Origin of the sequence: Streptomyces sp. bgisy159 (assembly GCF_965341775.1) — a bacterium.
Lineage (GTDB): Bacteria > Actinomycetota > Actinomycetes > Streptomycetales > Streptomycetaceae > Streptomyces.
Window position 1 is genome coordinate 19,912 of sequence record NZ_CBDQZH010000058.1, and the last position, 19,521, is coordinate 39,432.

The window sequence follows — 19,521 nt, forward strand, 5'->3', positions numbered from 1 at the left end:
TCAGCGGGGCCGTACGGGGCCGTGGAAGCCCTCAGGAGGCCGCCCCGGTGCCGCCGCCGCCCGGCATGCCCGCGGCCGTCGGGATGACGTCGTCGATGAGGCCGTACTCCTTGGCCTCGAACGCGTCGAACCAGCGGTCGCGGTCCGAGTCCCGGGTGATCTGCTCGACGCTCTGGCCGGTGTGCTGGGCGGTCAGCTCGGCCATGCGCTTCTTGGTGTGCAGCAGCCGCTCGGCGTGGATCTTGATGTCGGAGGCCGAGCCGGCGAGGCCGGCGGAGGGCTGGTGGATCAGGATCTCGGCGTTCGGCAGCGCGAAGCGCTTGCCGGGGGTGCCGGCGCTGAGCAGGAACTGCCCCATCGAGGCGGCGAGGCCCATGGCGATGGTGACCACGTCGTTCTTGATGAACTGCATGGTGTCGTAGATCGCCATGCCCGCCGTGATCGAACCACCGGGGCTGTTGATGTACAGGTAGATGTCCTTGTCCGGGTCGGCGGCAAGGAGCAGCAGCTGTGCGGTGATCTTGTTCGCGATGTCATCGTCGACCGGCTGGCCGAGGAAGATGATCCGCTCGTTGAGCAGCCGGTTGTAGACCTGGTCGCCGAGGCCACCACCGATGGAAGGCTCGCCGGCGGCTGAGGGCATCAGATTCGTCACGTATCCACCTGCTCGTCTTACGACGGCGCCCGGCCGTCTCGCATTGTTCTGCCTTTCATGGACCCTAACGCGCGGGTCCCTTCGGGGAGTCCCGGAGAGTGAGGTGTTCGCCGGGGGCGTAGCGGGCGCCTGCGCGGGAGCGAGCGTGCTCCGATCCGGGGACCGCTGAGCCACTCGGAGGAACTCGCCGGAACGCGGAACTCCGGGGGAACTCGGCGGGCGGAACGGGCGGGGAGGAACGCCGACGGGCCCCGGGTCACAGGTACCCGGGGCCCGTCTCAGGTCCTCGCGGAGACGCCCTACGACGCTCAGGCCTCGGGCTTCTCCTCGGCGGCCGCCTCTTCGGCGGAGCCGGCGGCCTCGCCCTCCTCCTCGTCGTCCAGGTCGATGACCTCGCCGTTGGTGTCCTTCACCGTGGCGGACTCGACGACCAGGGCCAGGGCCTTGCCGCGGGCGACCTCGCCGACCAGGAGCGGAACCTGGCCGCCCTCGACGACGGCCTGGGCGAACTGGTCGGGCGACATGCCGGAGGAGGCGGCACGGCGCATGAGGTGCTCGGTGAGCTCCTCCTGGTTGACGTTGAGCTTCTCGCGCTTGACCAGCTCGTCGAGGACGAACTGGGTCTTGATGCCCTTGACCGCGGCCTCACGGGTCTCGGTCTCGAACTCCTCGGCGGTCTTGCCCTGGAGCTCCAGGTACTTGTCGAGGTCCAGACCCATCTGGCCCAGCTGGTGGTGCTCCAGGTTGTGCTTGCGGGTGTTGACCTCGTCCTCGAGGAGCTTCTCGGGAACGGGGATCTCCACCAGCTCCAGCAGCTTGTCCAGGACGCGTTCCTGGGCCTGCGTGGCCTGGTCGAACTGCTTCATGTTGGCCAGGCGCTTGCGGCTGTCGGCCTTCAGCTCGTCCAGGGTGTCGAACTCGGAGGCGAGCTGCGCGAACTCGTCGTCCAGCTCGGGGAGCTCGCGCTTGGCGACCTGGGAGACCTTGACGGTGACCTCGGCCTCCTTGCCGGCCGCCGAGCCGCCCTTGAGCTCGGAGGTGAAGGTGGCCTCGCCACCGGCCTCCAGGCCCTTCACGGCGTCGTCGATGCCCTCCAGCAGCTCGCCGGAGCCGATGGTGTAGGAGACGCCCTGGGCGACGCCGTCCTCCAGCACCTCGCCGTCGACCTTGGCCTCCAGGTCGACCGTGACGACGTCGCCGTCCTCGGCCGCGCGCTCCACCGGGGTGGTGGAGGCGAAGCGCTCGCGCAGCTGCTCGACGGACTTGTCGAGGTCCTCGTCGGTGACCTCGACGGCGTCGACCTCGACCTCGATGGAGGAGAAGTCCTCGGGGAGCTCCAGGGCCGGGCGCACGTCGACCTCCGCGGTGAAGTTCAGCGTCTCGCCGTCCTTCAGCTCGGTGATGTCGACCTCGGGCTGACCCAGGACGTTCAGCTCGGCCTCGTTGACCGCCTCCGTGTAGAACTTCGGCAGCGCGTCGTTGACGGCCTCCTCCAGCACGGCGCCACGGCCGAACCGCTGGTCGATGACCCGGGCGGGGATCTTGCCCTTGCGGAAGCCCTTCACCGTGACCTGCTGGTTGATCTTCTTGTACGCCGCGTCGAGGCTGTCCTTGAGCTCCTCGAAGGGCACCTCGACAGTGAGCCGAACCCGGGTCGGGTTCAGGGTCTCCACGGCGCTCTTCACGGTTCGGTCTCCTTGTGGCTGACTTCTTGGGTTTCGCCGGAGCCAGACAGGTCCGGCGGATCGTCGCCCGGAGGAGTTCATTGGCCGAGTAGGCCGGACACACGGGCGCGCAGCTTGCATAGTAACCGCAGGCGCCGAACGGGCCCAAAAGCGATCACCACGGCGTGGGCCGCCTTGATCGCGCTGGTGGTCGGGGTGGCGGGATTTGAACCCACGGCCTTCCGCTCCCAAAGCGGACGCGCTACCAAGCTGCGCCACACCCCGTCTGGTGCGAGACGTAGGGTACATGGCCACCGCCGCGGCGACCGCCGCATTTCCCGAGCGTCGCGGGGCGCCGCCGCGAGGCTCGGCGGCGGCCGGACAACGGGTGTGCGTCCCGGGGCGCCGACCCGCTACGATGCGTGCAGTGCCGCGGTCGACCGACCTGCGGCGCGCTGTGTGCGGGCGTAGCTCAATGGTAGAGCCCCAGTCTTCCAAACTGGCTACGCGGGTTCGATTCCCGTCGCCCGCTCCAGAGTGACTCAGGCCCAGGTGAGAGGGTGTTTCCCCGCTCCCTGGGCCTGAGTCGTCGACGAGGCCGGATCAGTCGTCCGTGTCCCCCGCGTGCCCCTTCCGGCCGGAACCACGCTTCAACGCCTTCACGATCATCTCGTCCACCACGTCGGCGATCTGCCGTTCCCGCTCCATGTTGGCGTACTGGTAGATGAGGACCGCGCGCGGTGCTGTGGCCGAGCCGGGTCGTCAACTCCTTGGTTGAGGCGTTCGTCCGCGACGCCAGGGTGTTCCCGGTGTGCCGAAGATCATGGAAGCGCAGTCCCTCGACGCCGGCGGCGGCGCACGCCTTGTGCCACAGCCGTCATGCCCAGGTGCTGCGCGGATTGCGGGCGATCTCTTGAAGTGCTCTCCGGGCTGATGCCGGGAGATTCCTGCCTACCTTGCGGTGGCGGACTTGACGCCGCGGGAGCGCCTGACGACTGCCCTTCCGGCAGCCGGGACGAGCGCGTGGCCCATCCGGTACAGGTGCAAGACGTTCCGGGCGGCGTTGTGGTCGGCGTTACCGGACCAGCCGCAGCCTTCGTTCTTGCATACGAACACGGCCTGGGACTCCGCTCCGCGCGCCGCTCCTGCCTTCGGCCCGCTCCGCGTGGGCTGCGCCGACGCGCGCCCACATGTGGATGGGGCCGGTGGCCATGAGTCGATCACCGCATATCGCGGCAACGGCCAAAGCAAGCTTCCGGCGGGGGCGCTCAGGCTCCGAGACGGCGGGGGCGCCGTTCGCAAGTGCGGGGTGGGGACAGTGCGATCGCTGACACGCTTGACAGCCACCGAAGGACTCTCAGGTCAGACCACGGAGAGCAGGACCACCAGCAGCACCAGGCCGGCCGCCGCCGGGCCAAGGATCTCGTACGCCCAGCGCACCTCGGGCTGACCCTGCCCCTCCTTGGTCACGGCACCTGCTTCATGGAGCGCACGCAGGCTCTCCATGGTTCTGTCGGATTTCGGCCGCAGTCGTTCTGCCTCTGCGTTCGGCCGGTCGGGCCGTCCTGCGTCGAAGAGCCCGCGGCGGTCCAGGACACGGCCACCCGGACTCAGCGCGGACGAGGACTCGACCATCCTGACCCGCTCGCGGCTGGCTCGCTTCAGGCCACGCGTGGAGACCGGGATGGCCCACAACTGGTACTTGGTGCCGATCTGGTCGAAGACCTCATTGGAGTGACCAGCCCGCAGACCGGAGACTGCGCTCCAGGGCAGTGTGATGGTGCGGAATGGGTTGCGGACGCGCAGCCGGTGGTCGTTGGCGAAGACCGCAGGCCGCAAGGTGAAGGCGATCAGCAGCGGAATCAGCAGCAGCATCCACGCCAGTGCTTTCCAGGGCACGCCACCCTCGGCGCTGAAGACCGCGCTGAGGCCAAACCCCAGGACGACGGTAAGGAGTACTGCTCCTGTGGCGATGCCGACGGGGGACCGGAAGACACGGTCGGTGGAGGCGGGCTGTGCGGCGGGGAGTGGTGACTGCGGGTCCGATGTCGACATGTGTGCGATCGTGTCTGACACGGGCACAGCCCGAAGAGCAGTGCGCCCGCCAAGTTCGGCAACGAAAAGGCCACCGCAGCGACTGCGGGGCATGGAAGTTGCCCAAGACGAAGATGACCGTCGCCAACGCCCTTCGCGTGGGTCCTGGCTGCGACTCGGATCTACGAATAACCGTGCGTCCGCATACGCGATCTTCCAGGCTGGCTACGCGGGTTCGATTCCCGTCGCCCGCTCCGCTTCGAGGCCCCGGTGTCCGTCACCGGGGCCTCGTCGTGTTCTCCGGGCCTCGTCACGCCTGCCGGGCCTCGTCACGGGCCGGGCCCGCTCCGCGGTCCTCAGAAGCTGATCGAGTTGATCGTTTCGGCGAGGGAGTTGAGGAACCGGTTGATGGACGGGGCCATGCCGGTGGAGGCGAGGAAGAAGCCGAAGAGGACGGCGACGGCGGCCGGGCCCGCCTTGATCGAGCCACCGCGCATCAGCACCACCAGGATGATCGCCAACAGCAGCACAACTGACAGTGAAATGGCCACAACAGATCACACCCTAGATCGTCCGCTCTCCCGGCCCGGGGATGCGGCCCCCGCACCCCCGCCAGAGACCATCGTGCCACCAACGCGGCCCCATTATGCGGGCCGTGACGCAACGTCCGTCCCCGTCGGCCCGGCCGCGGGGCCCGCACGATATTTCGACGGGCGTACTGACGCGCCGAATTGAGCAATCACGGCGCCGCATTCACACAACCCGAGCACAGGCAGTACGAATTACCGTCACGTGCCGTCCACCAATCCTGCGCGCGACCCCCGTTCGCGCCATTTGTCAGGGATTCGATGTGGATGAACCGTGACATCTCGGGCGCCTTTTTAGCTGATCACGGAACGATTAAGAGGGAATGGCGTGGAGCGTTTCACGGAAAGCCGTGGGCGCCGCTAGGGTGCCTCAGATGTTCCAGCGTGACGCGTTCTTCGACAACGCCAAGTACCTGGCGATCGTGCTGGTGGCCGTGGCCCACTCCTGGGAACCGCTCAAGGGCGACAGCCGGGCGCTGCAGGCCGCGTACCTCGTCGTGTACGCCTTCCACATGCCGGCGTTCATCGTCGTCTCCGGGTTCTTCTCCCGGAGCTTCGACGGCAGCCCCAGACGGCTGCGGCGGCTGATCACCGGGGTCGTGGTGCCGTACGTCGTCTTCGAGACCGCCTACACGCTCTTCCGGCGCTGGGTCGGGGGCGAGGACGCGGACGTCAGTCTGCTCGACCCCTGGTACCTCACCTGGTTCCTGTGCGCGCTGTTCGTCTGGCGGCTGACCGCACCGGTGTGGCGGGTGGTGCGGTGGCCGGTGCCGATCGCGCTCGGCGTCGCCATGCTGGCGTCGGTCTCCCCCGCCATCGGCGACGACCTCGACCTGCAGCGGGTCCTGCAGTTCCTGCCCTTCTTCGTGCTGGGGACGTGTCTGAGGCCCGAGCACTTCCGGCTCGTGCGGCGCCGCGAGGCGCGCGTCGCCGCCGCGGCGGTGTTCGCTGGGGCGCTGGGCCTGGCGTGGTGGGCGGTGCCGCGGATGGACACGGGCTGGCTCTACCACGCGGACTCCGCACAGGAGCTGGACCGGCCGTGGTGGTCGGGGCCGCCGACGCAGCTCGCGCTGTTCGGGTGCGCCGTGGTGCTGACGGCCTGCTTCCTGGCACTGGTGCCGGGGCGGCGGACGTGGTTCACGCCGCTGGGGGCCGGGACGATGTACGGCTACCTGCTCCACGGGTTCCTGGTCAAGGGCGCGGACTACCTCGGGTGGTACGACCACGGGCCGCTGCACAGCCCCGGCGGGGAGGTGCTGGTCAGCGTCGCCGTGGGGGTCGCCGTCACGCTGATGTGCGCCTCGCCCGTGCGGCGGGCCCTGCGGTGGGTGGTCGAACCCAGGATGGAGTGGGCGTTCCCCCCGGAGGCCGTGCAAATTGCCCGGGAACGGGAGCGGGAGAAGGCCGCGGTCTGAGCGGGAGAGGCGGCGGTCTGAGGGAACGGCACGGCGGGCAGCCGTGCGTCGGCGCCGGACCGTCGTCGGCGGTCGATCGCCCGGCGCCTCGTGTCCCCGGCGCCTCGTGTCCCCGGCGCCTCGTGTCCCCGGGTCAGCTCCCCTTGAGGTGCCGCATCAGCTGCTCGAAGTCCTTCCAGCCCGACAGGTCCGACGGATCGCCCGGCAGCGGGTAGTACAGGGACGGGCGGGTGCGGGGGCCCAGTTCCCTCGGGGCCTCGGCCAGGGGGGTGCGCCGCGCCCGGTCGCCCGGCATGGAGCGCACCTCCTCCGCGCCCAGCACGAACGCGTACGGGACGCCGGGGCCCTCGAAGTGCGCGGGGACCGAGAGGTCGCGGCGGGCCCGGCGGATCTGCACCAGCATGGACTGCAGGTCATGGCGGGTGGCCAGGGCCTCGGCGGCGCGCTGGACGGCCTCCGTGGCGGGCTCCTCGCCCGCGCCGTAGCCGAACGCCAGGGTGACGTCCTCCTCCACACCGCCCTTGGTGCGGGTGACCCGCAGGGTCGCGAGGGCGGGGCGCTCGGGGGTGCCGACAACCACGAACCAGGTCGGCTCGGGCGACCGCTCGTGGGCCACGTCCGTCAGCCCGCGCAACGACCAGGGCAGGTTGGCGGGCTCCTCGGTGCCCCAGCCCGCCGGGGGCTCGCCGGTGATCTCCCGCCACACGGCCTCCAGGGCACCGCCGAGGACGAGGCGGTCGTCGGCGGGGTGCACGCAGCGGAAGGAGACCGCCAGCTGGCGCTCACCGGTGTCGGCGATGTCCCGGGTGAAGGTCTCGGCGATCGGGGTGCGCGGGTCCCTCGGGGTGGCCTCGGGGGACGTGACCGTCACGAAGAGGCCGTTGTTCCATTCCAGGACGGCGCCGGACAGCCCGTCGTAGTAGCCGCACTGCTCGTCCTGGACCACCCAGCGGGAGGGCCAGCCGGGCAGGCTCTGGCGGACCGCCGGGGAGAGACGCGTGCCGGCCGGGGTGACGATCTGCAGGCCGAGTTCCGCGTCGGCGGCCGCCCGGAAGGCGTCCGCGAGCCACGCCGTCATGGCGACGACGGGGCGGTCCTGGATGACCACCGCGACCTTGTCGGTGAGGACGTCCACGGCGGGCTGTGCGGCGGCCGGGACCGGCGCCGCGCTCACCCCGTCGGTGTCGACGACGGCGAGGGACCGGGCGGCCTCCGGAGGCCAGGCGGTGCCGCCGACGAGGGTGGCGACGCGCGCGGCGAACGTGCCGGCCAGCGCCTCGGCCTCGGCGACGCCGGTGGTGGCGCGCGCCTCGGTCCACCAGTAGGGGACCTCGGGTTCGTCGGCGCCCAGCAGCCGCCGCGCCTCGCCCCGGACCTGGACCAGCAGGGGTGCCTCCACGGAGACCAGGGGCCGGCCCCGCTCGTCGTGGAGACGGACCAGCGCGCCGTCCCCCTCGGCGCCGACCAGCTTGTCCGGGCCGCCGGACAGCAGGCCGGCCAGCACGCTCAGCGGGTCGGGCATCTTCTTCGTGAGGGCGATGACGTCCTTCGTCACGGGTTCACCTCGGCTCCGTGTAAACGGTCTGGATCAGCCGGTTCGGCTCGCCGCGGCGCACCAGCACGCCCCGGCCGGGCGGCTGCTGGGAGGCGTAGACGCCGGTGAAGAGCTGGCCCTCGCTGCGGTCGCCGGCCATCACCAGCGCGGTCGCGCCGGACTCGCGCAGGCCCATCATCAGCGGTTCGTACAGGCCTCGCGAGGCGCCCGCGACGCGGCGGGTGAGGACGAAGTGCAGGCCGATGTCCTGCGCCGAGGGGATGTACGGGACGAACGGCGCGAGCGGCTGCTGGCCGGCGGTGGTGAGGACGTCGTAGTCGTCGACGAGGATCACGATGCGCGGCCCCGCGAAGGTGCCCGGCTCCAGGTCGCCGCCCTCGGCGTCGTCGGGCAGGCGCTTCTCCAGCTCGGTGGCGATACCGGCGGCCAGTCCCCCGCACAGCTTGGCGTTGTAGGCGTAGCCGCCCCGGTACTCCTCGGGGATGACACCGCGCAGCCCGCGCCGGGGGTCCATGACCCCGAAGACCAGTTCCTCGTCGCTGTAGCGCTCCATCAGGCCCTGGGCGACCGCCTTGAGCAGGTTGGTCTTGCCGCACTCGCTGTCGCCCATGATCAGCAGGTGCTGGTCGTGGTGGAACAGGTCGAGCAGGACCGGCGCCAGCTTGGTCTGGTCGAGGCCGATGGGGACGCGGCGCGGCTCGGCCGCCGGGCCCGGCAGCAGCTGCGGCTCCAGGAGGTGCGGGAGGACCCGTACGGGCTGGGCGACCTCGCCGGTCCAGGTGGCGCGGACCTGGCGTGCGGTGCGTTCCAGGACCGCGCCGAGGTCGGCGGTGTCGGCCTGGCCGTCGGTGCGGGGCAGGGCCACCTGCGCGAAGAGCTTGCCGTCGGTGAGGACGCGGCCCTTCTCGTCGGCCGACAGGGTCTGGGCGAGCTTGCGCTCGATGCTGGACTCGCTCGGGTCGTTCAGCCGCAGCTCGACGCGGGTGCCGAACTGGGACTGGGTGGCGATGCGCACGTCGTTCCAGCGGAGCATGGCGGCGACGACGTGGATGCCGTAGCCGCTGCCGCGCTTGAGGATGTCGACGACCGGGTCGTCCAGTTCGTCGAAGTCGTCGCGCAGCGCGCCGAAGCCGTCGATGAGCAGGACGATCTCCGTGGAGGCCAGCTCGGGGAGGCGTCCGGCGGCGCGCAGGGTGCGCAGCTGCTCGACGGAGTCGATGTTGTGGACGCGGAAGAGTTCCTCGCGCTGGTCCAGCATGCCGCGCACCGAGTCGATGGTGCGGGCGGCGCGTTCCCGGTCGGCGCGGCCGGCGACCCCGCCGACGTGCGGCAGCCCGGAGATCGCCTGGAGGCCGCCGCCGACCAGGTCGAGGCCGTAGACGCCGACCTCCTGCGGGGTGTGGGTGAGCGCCAGGGACAGGGCGAGGGTGCGCAGCAGGGTGGTCTTGCCCGACTGGGGGCCGCCGATGACCGCGGCGTGGCCGCCGGCGACGGTGAGGTCCAGGCACCACTGGCCCTGCCACTGTCTGGTGGGGTCGTCGACGAGGCCCATCGGCACCTGGAGCGGGCCCCGCCCGCTCGTCGACGAGCGCTCCGCGCGCCCCCGGTGATCGGCGAGCCGCATGCCGCGCGGGCCGACCTCCAGGGGCCCGGCGACCTTGTCGAGGGCGATGGCCTCGGGCAGCGGCGGCAGCCAGATCTGGCGGACCGGGCGGGCCCCGGAGTGCTCGATCCGGTCGACCATGACGCCCATCTCGGTGGGCCCGGTCTCCCGGCGCCGCATCTTGGGCTCCTCCGGCGCCTGGTTCTCGTCCTCGCCGAGCGTGTTGTAGGCCTCGTACTCCAGGGCGAGCGGCCCGGTGTCCTCGGCCTCGCGCTGGACGGGGCCGCTGTACGCGCCGGACACGTAGCTGGCCTTGAACCGCTCGTAGTGGCTGGTGTCGACCTTGAGGTAGCCGAAGCCGGGCAGCGGCGGCAGGTGGAAGGCGTCGGTGGTGTCGAGGACGGTGCGGGACTCGTCGGCGGAGAAGGTGCGCAGGCCCAGCCGGTACGACAGGTAGGTGTCCAGGCCCTTGAGCTTGCCGCCCTCGATGCGCTGCGACGACAGCAGCAGGTGCACGCCGATGGAGCGGCCGATGCGGCCGATGGACAGGAACAGGTCGATGAAGTCGGGCTTGGCGGTGAGGAGTTCGCCGAACTCGTCGATGACGACGAACAGGTGGGGCAGCGGGTCGAGGTCGGGCCGCTTCTCGGCGCGCAGGGCGGCGTAGTGACCGATGTCGGCGACGTTGCCGGCGTCCTTGAGCACCTGCTGGCGGCGCTTGACCTCGCCGGCGAGGGAGGCGTGGACGCGTTCGACGAGGCCGGCCTGGTTCTCCAGGTTGGTGATGACGCCGGCGACGTGCGGCAGGTCCGCGAAGGGGGCGAAGGTGGCGCCGCCCTTGTAGTCGACGAGGACCAGGGCGAGGTCCTCCGGCGGGTGGGTGGCGACCAGGGCGAGGACGAGGGTGCGCAGCAGCTCGGACTTGCCGGAGCCGGTGGCGCCGACGCACAGGCCGTGCGGGCCCATGCCCAGTTCGGAGGACTCCTTCAGGTCGAGCAGCACCGGCTCGTGGGAGTCGCTGATGCCGATCGGCACGCGCAGGAAGGCGCGTTCGCCGCGCGGCGCCCACAGCCGGGACAGGTCCAGGTCGGCGACGTCGTCGATGCCGAGGAGTTCGGCGAAGTCGACGGGCCCGGACAGCGGGGCGTCGACCATGGACTCGGCGGACAGGCGCAGCGGGGCGAGCATGCGGGCGAGGCCCTCGGCGAACGGCACGCCGACCTCGTCGACGGTGCCGTGGGCGCTGATCGGCTCGTTCTCCCGCAGGTCCTCGATGAGGACGTTCTCTGCGTCGACGGTGATGCGCACCCCGACGTGGCCGGGTTCCTGGACCCGCTCGTCGAGCAGGTGCAGCACGGTGACGCCCATCTCGCGCAGGCCGACCGCGTCGTCCGGCCGGGGCAGGTCGACGGCGTCGTCGCCGTGCGCGTCGGCGACGACCAGCAGCCGGGACGACATGGCCAGGGCGTCCTTGCCGGACAGGCCGCGGCGCACCTCGGCCGCGTAGGAGGCGCGGCGGCGCAGTTCGGGGCCGATCTGGCGGGCCAGCTGGGGCAGGGAGGCGGCGATGCGGCGGGCGGCGACCGGTCCGTCGAACTGCTCGGTGTCGAGCAGGTGCGGCAGCCACTTGGCCCACTCCCAGTCGGGGATCCGGTCGCCGGCGGCGGCCAGCGCCATCGGCACGTCGTCCGGGGCGTGCATCGCGGCGGTCTGCACCAGCAGGGCGCGTGCGACGCGCAGGGTGTCCTCGCGGGCGCCGATGACGCTGATGTTGCCGACGCGGTCCAGCGGGACGGTGAGCGGGAGTTCGGTGCCGGTGCGGAAGCGGGCGGACAGCGCGGACGCCTCGTTCAGCATGAACTGGTCCGGCGGGGTCAGCACGGACGAGCCCTGCTGGCCGACCTTCAGGTCGCGGACCGGCATCTCGCCGGTGCCGAGGCGCACCCGCAGGAAGTCGCCGTCCGTGCGGCGCCGCTCCCACAGCCGGGCGGGGTCGCGGACGATGTCGTAGAGGGCGTCCGGCGGCGGGTTGAGCACCTGGGCCTTCTCCCGGCGCTCCTTCTCCTCCTTGGACAGTTCCTCGCGCAGGTCCTCCAGGTAGGCGAGGTAGGCCTCGCGCTGGGTGCGGCGGGTGCGCTGTGCCTTGCCGCGCTGCGAGAAGACCAGGGTGAGGGAGCCGACGACGGTGACGACGAGGATGATCGCGCCCAGCCCGGCGAACTGGCTGTTGCGCACCACCGTCATCATCACGACGGACGACATGACGCCCGCGACGGGCAGCAGCGAGGTGGCGATGGAACCCGCCTTGCCCTCGGGCAGGTTGGGCGGGGCCTCTATGGTGCGGGCCTCGGTGGGCGCGGGCGGCCGGGTGGTGCGCGCCGGGCGATGGATCAGTCGGGTGCTCATCGTCCTAAGCCTCTGTGGGGTCCCTTCGGGGGCGGTCAGCGGCGCTTCTGGGACAGTTCGAAGACCTCGGCGGCGAGCCGGGTCACGGACTGCCGGGTCGCCCGGGCGAGCAGGTCGGTGCGGATGGTGCCGCCGGCCGCGAGGTGCCGGTCGTAGGGCAGCACCCGCACGGCCGCGCCGCTCGCTTTCAACTGCTCGGCGGCCCTGTCGAGGTCGAGCCCGGGGTGCGGTGCCGTCTCGGCGAGCACGACGACGGTGGTGGCCATGATGTCGCGGGGCAGGCTGCGCATCCAGTCCAGGACCGCGTGGGTGCTGGCGACGCCCTCCAGGGTGGCGGGCACGGTGAGGACGCGGGCCTGCGCGGCGGACAGCGCGGTCCGGGCGACCTCGGCGGGCAGGGTCTCGCAGTCGACGACGGTCACGCCGAAGTAGCGGCGCAGGTTGACCATCACCCGCTCGTAGCCCCTGGTGTCGAGCATCGCGCCGACCTGCCCCTGGCTGCCGGGCAGCAGCCAGGCGTTCTCCGGGAGCTGCACCAGGTAGCCGGTGACGTCCAGCAGGGACATCTGCGGTTCGGCGATGGCGGCGAGGTCGCCGGTGGTCCAGCGCAGGTGCTCCGCGCCGAGCCGCAGCGGCAGCGAGCCGAGCGCCGGGTCGGCCTCCACGAGCAGCACCGGGTCCTGCCGGTAGTGGGCGTAGGTGGTGCCGAGCAGCGCGGCGACGGTCGTCTTGCCGGAGCCGCCGCGGATGGAGGTGACGGCGATCTGGCGGCCGGTGGTCACCGCCCGCTGGAGGACCTCCGCGGTGGCCGTGGTCTCGGCGACCTCGCGAGCGGCCGAGGAGGAAACGGTACGGCGCACGGCGCGCAGCGCGCGGGTGCCGAACGGCTCGCCGCGGCGGGGCTTGAGCCCGGTGGCCGCGAGCCGCTTGTCGAGGACGGGGCGCGAGTCGGGGGTGCCGCGGTTCTGCCGCTGGGCGGCGGGCCGGGGAGCCGGGCGGGGGGCGGCCTGGGCCGCTGCGGGGGCCTGCGGCTGGGGGAACTGGGGCTGGGCGGCCTGGTCGGCGTACTGCTGCTGCGAGGGCTGAGGAGCGGCGTACGGCTGCTGGTACTGCTGCCGGGCGCCCTGGTCGGCATGCGGCTGCTGCGGGTAGCCGTACGCCGGGTCGGGCGCGGGCTGTTGCTGCTGCGGGTAGCCGTACGCGGGGTCGGGCGCGGGCTGTTGCTGCTGCGGGTAGCCGTACGCGGGGTCGGGGGCGCCCGGCTGCTGCGGGTAGCCGTAGGCGGCGGGGGGCTGCTGCGCGGGGACGCCGTGCTGCGGCTGCCGCTGGGGCTGGGGCTGTTGGCCCTGCTGCGGCTGCTGCGGCTGCTGCTGAGCCCCGGTGCCGCTCTGGTCGTTCCTCAGATCGCGCAGTACGTCGTTCTGCCAGTTGCTGTCGCCGCTCGGCATGTCGCCCTTCTCCCTTTGCCTCGTCGTCCCGCCCGCAGCGCCGACGTGTCCCCTCAAGACCTCAGAACTTGTCGAGCAGTTGCCCGTAGATGCCGAACACCCCGACGGCCAGCGGGAAGAGCCCGATCACCCCGAGGGACTCGACGAGATCGGCCATCCGCCGCAGCCGGACCCGTACGTGCTCGGGCGGCTCGATCGCGAGGACGAGCAGCGGCAGCAGCGCCGCGGCGGCCAGCAGGGCCAGGGCCCCGCCGCCCCCGGCGTGGTCCAGCCACAGCACCGCGAGGCGTACGACGAGCACGCCCGCCGCGCCGAACAGCGCCACCACCTCGGCGACCAGCGGGAAGGCGCGGGCCCGTGACAGCAGCACCACGGCGGTGAGCGAGGCCAGCGTCACCGACCAGGCGGTCGGCTCCTCGGCGGTGGTCAGCAGCCAGCCGCCCGCCGCGGCCGACGCGGCGGCGACGACGGTGGCCAACGCGAGCCCGCGGTGGGTGGCGGCCAGCGCGTTGGAGACCTGGTGGCGGCTGACGGACACCCCGGTGGAGCGCTTGTCGTCGAGACCGGTGAGCCCGGACGCCATCAGCGCCAACCGCGGCAGCAGGCCGAGCAGGACGACGGAGAACACCGCCATCACCGCGCCGAGCCGGTCCGGCTTGTCCTGGACTGCGGCCACCGCCTCCCAGACGGCGGCCACGGCTACCCCGGCCGCGGCGCCGATGAGCCCGCCGCGCCCGAGGGGTGAGAAGTAGGCGAGCAGCACCAGGGCGAGGACCAGCGCACCGACGACCCCGGCGAGACGTGCCTCGCCCGACCAGTCGTAGGCGTCGGCGGCCGTCCAGGCGGCGAGCAGTCCGAGCCCGCCGGAGGCGAGCAGGAGAGCGGTGGCCAGTCCCCGGTTGCCCTGGCCGATCTTCGCCACGGCGGCGCCGGTGACCAGGAGGACGACGGTGGCGACCGCGAGGGCGGTGGCGACCGACTCCAGAGCGAACTCGCGCCGGGCCAGCACCGCGGCGGCGACGGCGAACGCGATGGTGGCCACGCCGGCGCTGACCCGGCGCGCGGCCGGGCGCCAGCGCCAGGCGCGCAGGTCGAGGTCGTCGGCGACCTGGTCGGTCACGTCGTGCACCACCGGCGCCGGGGGCGCGGCGTGCGCGCGGACGAGTTGCAGGACGGCGCCGTCCGGGACCTCGGCGGAGGACAGCGTGGCGTCGTTCGGCAGCACCGAGCCGTCGGAGGTGACCAGTTGACGGGTGGTCGGCCGGGAGGCGACCCGGTCGTCGAGCAACCGCAGTATGTCGGGGAGCAGTTGGCCGATCGGGGTGTCCGACGGCAGCACCAGGTCGGCGCGTCGCCGCTCACCGATCAGGGTGATGCGGCTGAGCTGGGTCCGAGACGTCGTTGCAGTGCTCACCACTCACCGGAACCTATCATCGCGTCGTTTCGGCCATCCGCCCCATTTGAGGTGGCCACGTCACCCATGCGTATGCCCTTCACCGCTTCTCCCCATCCGTGCCCGTGCCCGCGCTCGCGCCCGTGCTCGACGACGGACCCGCGCCCGTCGGGCCACTCGTCGGGGCTCCCGTGGGGTTGTACAGCTGTTCCTGCCGCTGCTGCTGCTTCTCCTTCTCGGCCTTCTGCTTGGCGAGCGTGGCCTGGAGGAAGGACCAGCCGACGCACCCCGCGCACAGCACGGCGGCGATGGCGATGCCCGCGAACATCTTGCCGAGCCGCTCGTCCAGCGTCCGCCGGCCGCGCTGCGCGCCGAAGAGCAGCGCGTCACGCATCCTGCGCCGCCGCACCGCCACCGACTCGAGCAGCTGGCTGTCGTAGTCCCGTGCCATGAGGTCGTCGTCCCGTGCTGGATGCCGTCAGTCTTGTGATGAATCTTGCGTCGAGGTCGTCGTGCGGGGCTTGCTCAGTCGTCGGAGGTGAGGCCGAGGAACCGCCTCATCGCCGCGTACTTGTGCGTCAGACGCCGCGCGGTCGCCTCGTCGAGCACGGCCAGCCGGTCCGGGTCGGCGTTGTGCGCGAGGTCGGCGGCCTTGACCAGCCGGGCACCCGGCGTGTCCAGGATCCGCCGCGCGTACGCCTCGGGCGGCTCACCGGACCGCTTGGTCATGGCCCGTACGACGTCCTTGGTGCGCTGCGGGAGGGGGGCCGCGTCGAGCCAGGCGTCACTGAGCGCGTCGTCCTCGAGGGCGTCGTGCAGCCACGCGGCGGCGACCAGCTCGTCACCCCCGCCCCGCGCGCGTACCCCCTCGGCCACGGCCCGCAGATGCTCGGCGTACGGCCGACCGGCCTTGTCCGTCTGCCCGGCGTGCGCGGCACACGCGACGGCCTCGACCTCGGCGAGACTCATCGGCACGGCATGCTCCCCCCTACTTTGCCTGTGCAACATAAGGCACGGAAGGGTGGGGAGTACACCCGGGGTCCGAGACACCTTCCCGGCGGGGCCTCAGTGCGCGCTGAGATACAGGTAGAGGACCCACAGCACCGGGACGAACGCCACGTAGGCGAGCGGCCTGCGGTACACCGGCACCCCGGGGTCGATCTGCCGGCCGTGCGTCCCGGGCGCGGGGGCCCCGAGCTTCCTCACCTTGCGGGCGGCCAGCAGGTTGTAGAGCACGGTGAACGGCGTGAACAGCACCGCGGAGAACGGGCTCCACCACCCCTGCCACAACGTCTCCGTCATCAGCGCCCGGTACACGGCGAGCCCGCAGGTCCCGCACATCATTCCCTCCACCTTCCGGAAACTCATCAGCACGATCAGCCCGCGGTGCGCGCGGAAGGTGACCTGAGCGGCGGGAGAACCTCCACAGAACCTGCACCCGAGGGCTGGGGGGTGGGGGTAGGGCATGTGGGCGGGGTGGGGGTAGCCGGGTGGGGTCTGCGGGTAGCCGGGTGGGGTCTGCGGGTGGCCGGATTGAGGGTGCGGGTAGCCGAGTTGAGGGTTCGGGTAGCCGGATGGGGTCTGTGGGGGGACGGGCGGCTGCGGGTGGCCGGGCTGGGGTGGGGAGGGCTGGGCGTACGGGTTCGGGGCGGCGGCCTGGGGAGGGGCGGCGCCGGCCGGGGCGGGGTTGGGGTGCGTCGGTGGGGACATGTAGGGGTTGCCCTGGGGCGGGGTGGTCATACGGGAGCCGTCTCTCCGAAGGTCATTTGATGAGGCCGAGGCGGACGCGCGCACGGGTGCGCTCGCAGGGGCAGCGCTTAAGGTGTGGCGACCTGCTCCTTCAGCGCGGCGAGCGCTGCCGAACCAGGTCCGCTAATCAGCCTTGGCGAGGGCCTCGACCGCACCGGCATCCGGGGCGTCCGACAGGGAGCCCGGGAGGGGGCGACCCTTGCCGGCAGTCTCCGAGGCGCCGTACAACTCGGCTAGAGCCTGCGACGGCAGAAGCCCCCGCTCCTTGGCGTTGCGCAGCCGGCGCATCCAGAAGCCGCTCTCGTTCGCAGCGCGGGGCCCTCCGGCCTGGCGCGGTTCGAAGGCGGCGGCGTGGTCTTCGTCACCGGCCCACAGGTAGCCGAGCACGGCGCCGTCCTGCTTGTCGACGACCGTGAAGTACCGCACCGGCTTGTCGGTGTGGTTGCGGTATCTCGGCGGCCCCGAGACGAGATTGAAGTGCACGTCCTCGTCGAAACGCGGGTTGATCGGTCGTTCACTGCTCATGGCGTCCATGTTCCTTGGGTTCGGGCTGATCCGCGACGCGGGCTAAGAGGCTACGGCCTCGGCAGGATCTCCCCGTATACGTGCCACTTGCCCGCCTGGTCCATGAAGACGCGCGTCACCTTGTACTCGGAGCCCTTCGCGAGCAGCAGCTCTCGTTCTCCCGGGTACTTGGAGAGGTGGTCGATCCAGAGGGCGGGGGTGCCCTTCGCCACCCGCAGGTGCATCCACACTGGCTTCTGGTCGAACGGCGGAGGCGGCGACTTACCCAGGGCCGTCGAGGTGAAGGCCTTGTCGTCGAACACGCCGCCCTCCATGTCCGCCGGGGACTTCAGCGGCTGGCCGTCAATCTTGATGTGGTCGACCCCGGTGCCCCGGACGACCATGATGTCCTCCGGCACGGGGCGAGCATCCATGACCCGATCCATCTCCTCGATGGTGTGCTTGAGGGAGTCGTCCAGCGGCGTGTTCATCCGCAGATGGCTGTTGATCAGGTCGTACTCGTTGCCGCTGTACGTCCTCAGCGCTTCCCGCGACTCGTCGGGCAGATTGTCCAGGAAATCGTTCCAGTAGGCGTTGCCGTACGCCAGCCCCGCGGCGTTGCTGGACCTGGGCCCGGGGTTGGTGCCGTGGGCCAGTTCGGCCTCGGCCACCGCGTGTTTCTCCGCGTCGGTGGCCAGGTTATCGAAGTCGTCGGCCGACATGTGCGGCTGGTACTCGAACGGCCCCCCTGCCCCGGGGTGCCCCGGCACGTCCGTACCGGTGTGTCCCGGCGCGGTCGAGGCGTCGGTGCCGTGGTGGGCGCCGGTGTCCACGACGTCGTCGCCGAGGCCGGTGTGGTCGCCGGCGTCCGCGTGGTCGCCGGTGTGGGAGGCGTCGTCCGCCTGGTCGCCGGTGTGCACCGCGTCGTCGCCGTGACCGGCGCCGTGCGCCGCGTCGTCGGTGTGGCCGACGGGGAGGTCGTGGCCACCGGTGTGCGGTGTCGCCGTCGGGGTCTCGTGCGGCGTGGTCGCCGGGACGTCGTGGGCGGCGCCGGTCGCCGGGGTGTCGTGGTACCAGGGGGACGGCGTCGTGCCGGGGTGGGCGGCTCCGGTGCCCGTGGGGTGCGGGGTGCCGCCGTAGATGCCGTCGCCGGAGTGCGGCATGCCGTACGCACCGGTGGGGGTGCTCGTGGGGTGCGGCACGCCCTGGCCGTACGCGCCGTCGGGGGCGGGCGTGTGTGCGCCGGCCGCCGGGACACCGCCGTCAGCCGTGTGGGCGGCACCGCTCGGGAAGCCCGTCGGCTCGGGGGCCTGGATCGTCCAGTGGGACGGCAGCCCGGCCGGGGTGGTGCTGTGCGGAACCGTCGGGGTGTCGAGGGAGCCGGTGGGCGGCAGCAGGTTGCCGTTCGGGTCCAGCCCGTGGCCGGTCGGCAGCTCGATGGAGCCGTCCGGGAGGTGCGGGATCTCGATGTTGCCGACGCCCTTCAGCGCCTTGCTGATGTCGCCGATCTTCGACAGACCCGCGCCCGCGCCCTTGGCGACATACGTCATCGGGTCGATGACCTTGCCCGCCTTGCCCGCAGCCGAGAGCACCTTGGCGACCGCGCCCGCCTTGCCCGCACCCGACACACCCGCACCCGCACCACCGGTGAGGACCGTGGTGACGACGTTGAAGGTGACGGCGCCGGCGGCGCGGCCGGGGTTCTTGCCCCACTCGTCCCACGCCACCAGCGCCTTGCCGGTCTCCTTCATCGCCGTACGCGAGTCACGGATCCAGGAGGGCAGCTTGTCATCGGGAAGCAGCCAGAACGCCGTCCCCACACCCGGGATGGCGCTGATCGCCAGACCGGTCGCGAGCTGCGCCAGGCCCTTCCACGCCTGGCCCATCGCCTCCCAGCCGCCGAAGCCCACCAGTGTCCCCAGGCCCTTGATCGTGCCCCAGATCCCGTCCACGATCAGGCCGTCCCAGACAAAGGACTTGATCCAGTGACCCGCCTCGTACCAGTGGTGCCGCTCCTCCACCGGGTCACCCCAGGGAAGCTTGGCGTTCTTCATGTCCTCGGCGTTGAACCCGTACTGGTCCTTACGCTCCGACCCGTCCCCCGCCACCATCTGGGTCCCGCCCCAGATCCCGGTGATCTTGTTGTGGCAGGTCCGCTCCGCCGCCCAGAACGCCGCCACCGTCGCCGTGATGTCGTCCCGGAGCTGGTTGTGCTCCTCGACCTTGTCCTCGTCGTAGTCCCACTCGTCATCGTCCTTGACGGAGCTGACGAACGTCTGGGCCTTCAGCTTCAGATCCTTCAGCTTCTGCACCAGCGGACGGATCTCCGTCGCATACGACGACAACGCCGAGGAGACGGTCTCCAGATCGGTCGCGAAGTCGTTCGCGCGTTCCTGGACCGGCTTGGTGGTGGCGAAGAGCTGCTCGGCCTCCGGGGCGTGGTAGAACGCCGACAGCCCCTGGAACTTGGAGTGGACGTCACCGCCCGTGGTGCGGACATTGCCCGCA

Annotated in this window: 14 protein-coding genes, 2 tRNA genes and 1 pseudogene; 2 read left to right on the forward strand and 15 right to left on the reverse strand. The window is 71.6% G+C overall.

The annotated features are described in order from the left end of the window. Positions 1-31 precede the first annotated feature (31 nt). The 3 genes from ACSLTV_RS33080 to ACSLTV_RS33090 form a co-directional block, all read right to left on the reverse strand. Positions 32-643, reverse strand: coding sequence for an ATP-dependent Clp protease proteolytic subunit (locus tag ACSLTV_RS33080; protein ID WP_356631656.1), 612 nt, complete (start codon positions 641-643; stop codon positions 32-34). Between the two features lie 320 nt (positions 644-963). Then, entirely contained in the window at positions 964-2,340 is a 1,377-nt protein-coding gene (tig, locus tag ACSLTV_RS33085) for a trigger factor (protein ID WP_435613455.1), read from the reverse strand. Between the two features lie 187 nt (positions 2,341-2,527). Further along, positions 2,528-2,604 (reverse strand) — tRNA-Pro (locus ACSLTV_RS33090). Positions 2,605-2,780: 176 nt separating this feature from the next. Here ACSLTV_RS33090 and ACSLTV_RS33095 point away from each other — a divergent pair. Then, positions 2,781-2,854: transfer RNA gene (locus ACSLTV_RS33095), tRNA-Gly, on the forward strand. Positions 2,855-3,270: 416 nt separating this feature from the next. On the opposite strand, the pseudogene ACSLTV_RS33100 reads toward ACSLTV_RS33095, so the two are convergent. From ACSLTV_RS33100 to ACSLTV_RS33110, 3 genes and pseudogenes are all read right to left on the reverse strand, one after another. Further along, positions 3,271-3,525: pseudogene (locus tag ACSLTV_RS33100) on the reverse strand (RNA-guided endonuclease TnpB family protein); the annotation flags it as partial. A gap of 156 nt (positions 3,526-3,681) precedes the next feature. Beyond that, positions 3,682-4,374: a PH domain-containing protein gene (locus ACSLTV_RS33105; protein WP_432139918.1), complete on the reverse strand. Its 693-nt coding sequence runs from the start codon at positions 4,372-4,374 to the stop codon at positions 3,682-3,684. Positions 4,375-4,709: 335 nt separating this feature from the next. Beyond that, entirely contained in the window at positions 4,710-4,904 is a 195-nt protein-coding gene (locus ACSLTV_RS33110; protein ID WP_432139917.1) for a hypothetical protein, read from the reverse strand. Positions 4,905-5,263: 359 nt separating this feature from the next. Here ACSLTV_RS33110 and ACSLTV_RS33115 point away from each other — a divergent pair, with 359 nt between their 5' ends. Beyond that, positions 5,264-6,355 carry an acyltransferase family protein gene (locus ACSLTV_RS33115; protein ID WP_435613456.1) on the forward strand — a complete coding sequence of 364 codons (1,092 nt, stop codon included), beginning with the start codon at positions 5,264-5,266 and terminating at the stop codon, positions 6,353-6,355. Positions 6,356-6,488: 133 nt separating this feature from the next. Here the strand turns inward: ACSLTV_RS33115 and ACSLTV_RS33120 are convergent, their stop codons facing one another. From ACSLTV_RS33120 to ACSLTV_RS33160, 9 genes are all read right to left on the reverse strand, one after another. After that, complete coding sequence (locus ACSLTV_RS33120; RefSeq protein WP_432139915.1) at positions 6,489-7,910, reverse strand: DUF6177 family protein; 1,422 nt, start codon at positions 7,908-7,910, stop codon at positions 6,489-6,491. Between the two features lie 4 nt (positions 7,911-7,914). Then, positions 7,915-11,919 carry a type VII secretion protein EccCa gene (gene eccCa, locus ACSLTV_RS33125; RefSeq protein ID WP_435613457.1) on the reverse strand — a complete coding sequence of 1,335 codons (4,005 nt, stop codon included), beginning with the start codon at positions 11,917-11,919 and terminating at the stop codon, positions 7,915-7,917. A gap of 35 nt (positions 11,920-11,954) precedes the next feature. Beyond that, positions 11,955-13,367, reverse strand: coding sequence for a MinD/ParA family ATP-binding protein (locus tag ACSLTV_RS33130; protein WP_435613458.1), 1,413 nt, complete (start codon positions 13,365-13,367; stop codon positions 11,955-11,957). A gap of 61 nt (positions 13,368-13,428) precedes the next feature. Further along, positions 13,429-14,784 carry a type VII secretion integral membrane protein EccD gene (gene eccD, locus ACSLTV_RS33135; protein ID WP_432139912.1) on the reverse strand — a complete coding sequence of 452 codons (1,356 nt, stop codon included), beginning with the start codon at positions 14,782-14,784 and terminating at the stop codon, positions 13,429-13,431. Between the two features lie 76 nt (positions 14,785-14,860). Continuing rightward, positions 14,861-15,211, reverse strand: a complete 351-nt coding sequence (locus ACSLTV_RS33140) for a hypothetical protein (RefSeq protein ID WP_432139911.1) — start codon at positions 15,209-15,211, stop codon at positions 14,861-14,863. Between the two features lie 74 nt (positions 15,212-15,285). After that, entirely contained in the window at positions 15,286-15,729 is a 444-nt protein-coding gene (locus ACSLTV_RS33145) for an HD domain-containing protein (RefSeq protein ID WP_432139925.1), read from the reverse strand. Between the two features lie 96 nt (positions 15,730-15,825). Then, the gene (locus tag ACSLTV_RS33150; RefSeq protein ID WP_435613459.1) at positions 15,826-16,500 is read right to left on the reverse strand and encodes a hypothetical protein; all 675 of its coding nucleotides are present in this window, start codon (positions 16,498-16,500) and stop codon (positions 15,826-15,828) included. 132 nt (positions 16,501-16,632) lie between these two features. Further along, complete coding sequence (locus ACSLTV_RS33155; RefSeq protein WP_432139909.1) at positions 16,633-17,034, reverse strand: hypothetical protein; 402 nt, start codon at positions 17,032-17,034, stop codon at positions 16,633-16,635. A 50-nt stretch (positions 17,035-17,084) separates the two neighbouring features. Further along, on the reverse strand, positions 17,085-19,521 hold a 2,437-nt coding region (locus tag ACSLTV_RS33160; protein WP_435613460.1), incomplete at its 5' end, for an ADP-ribosyltransferase.

Bases quoted from the DNA above. Each gene is read 5' to 3' on its own strand.
- ACSLTV_RS33080 (WP_356631656.1), bottom strand. From the start codon at position 643: ATGCCCTCAGCCGCCGGCGAGCCTTCCATCGGTGGTGGCCTCGGCGAC.
- ACSLTV_RS33155 (WP_432139909.1), bottom strand. From the start codon at position 17,034: ATGAGCAGTGAACGACCGATCAACCCGCGTTTCGACGAGGACGTGCAC.
- ACSLTV_RS33115 (WP_435613456.1), top strand. From the start codon at position 5,264: ATGGCGTGGAGCGTTTCACGGAAAGCCGTGGGCGCCGCTAGGGTGCCT.
- ACSLTV_RS33140 (WP_432139911.1), bottom strand. From the start codon at position 15,211: ATGGCACGGGACTACGACAGCCAGCTGCTCGAGTCGGTGGCGGTGCGG.
- ACSLTV_RS33145 (WP_432139925.1), bottom strand. From the start codon at position 15,729: ATGAGTCTCGCCGAGGTCGAGGCCGTCGCGTGTGCCGCGCACGCCGGG.
- eccCa (WP_435613457.1), bottom strand. From the start codon at position 11,919: ATGAGCACCCGACTGATCCATCGCCCGGCGCGCACCACCCGGCCGCCC.
- ACSLTV_RS33130 (WP_435613458.1), bottom strand. From the start codon at position 13,367: ATGCCGAGCGGCGACAGCAACTGGCAGAACGACGTACTGCGCGATCTG.
- ACSLTV_RS33105 (WP_432139918.1), bottom strand. From the start codon at position 4,374: ATGTCGACATCGGACCCGCAGTCACCACTCCCCGCCGCACAGCCCGCC.
- ACSLTV_RS33150 (WP_435613459.1), bottom strand. From the start codon at position 16,500: ATGACCACCCCGCCCCAGGGCAACCCCTACATGTCCCCACCGACGCAC.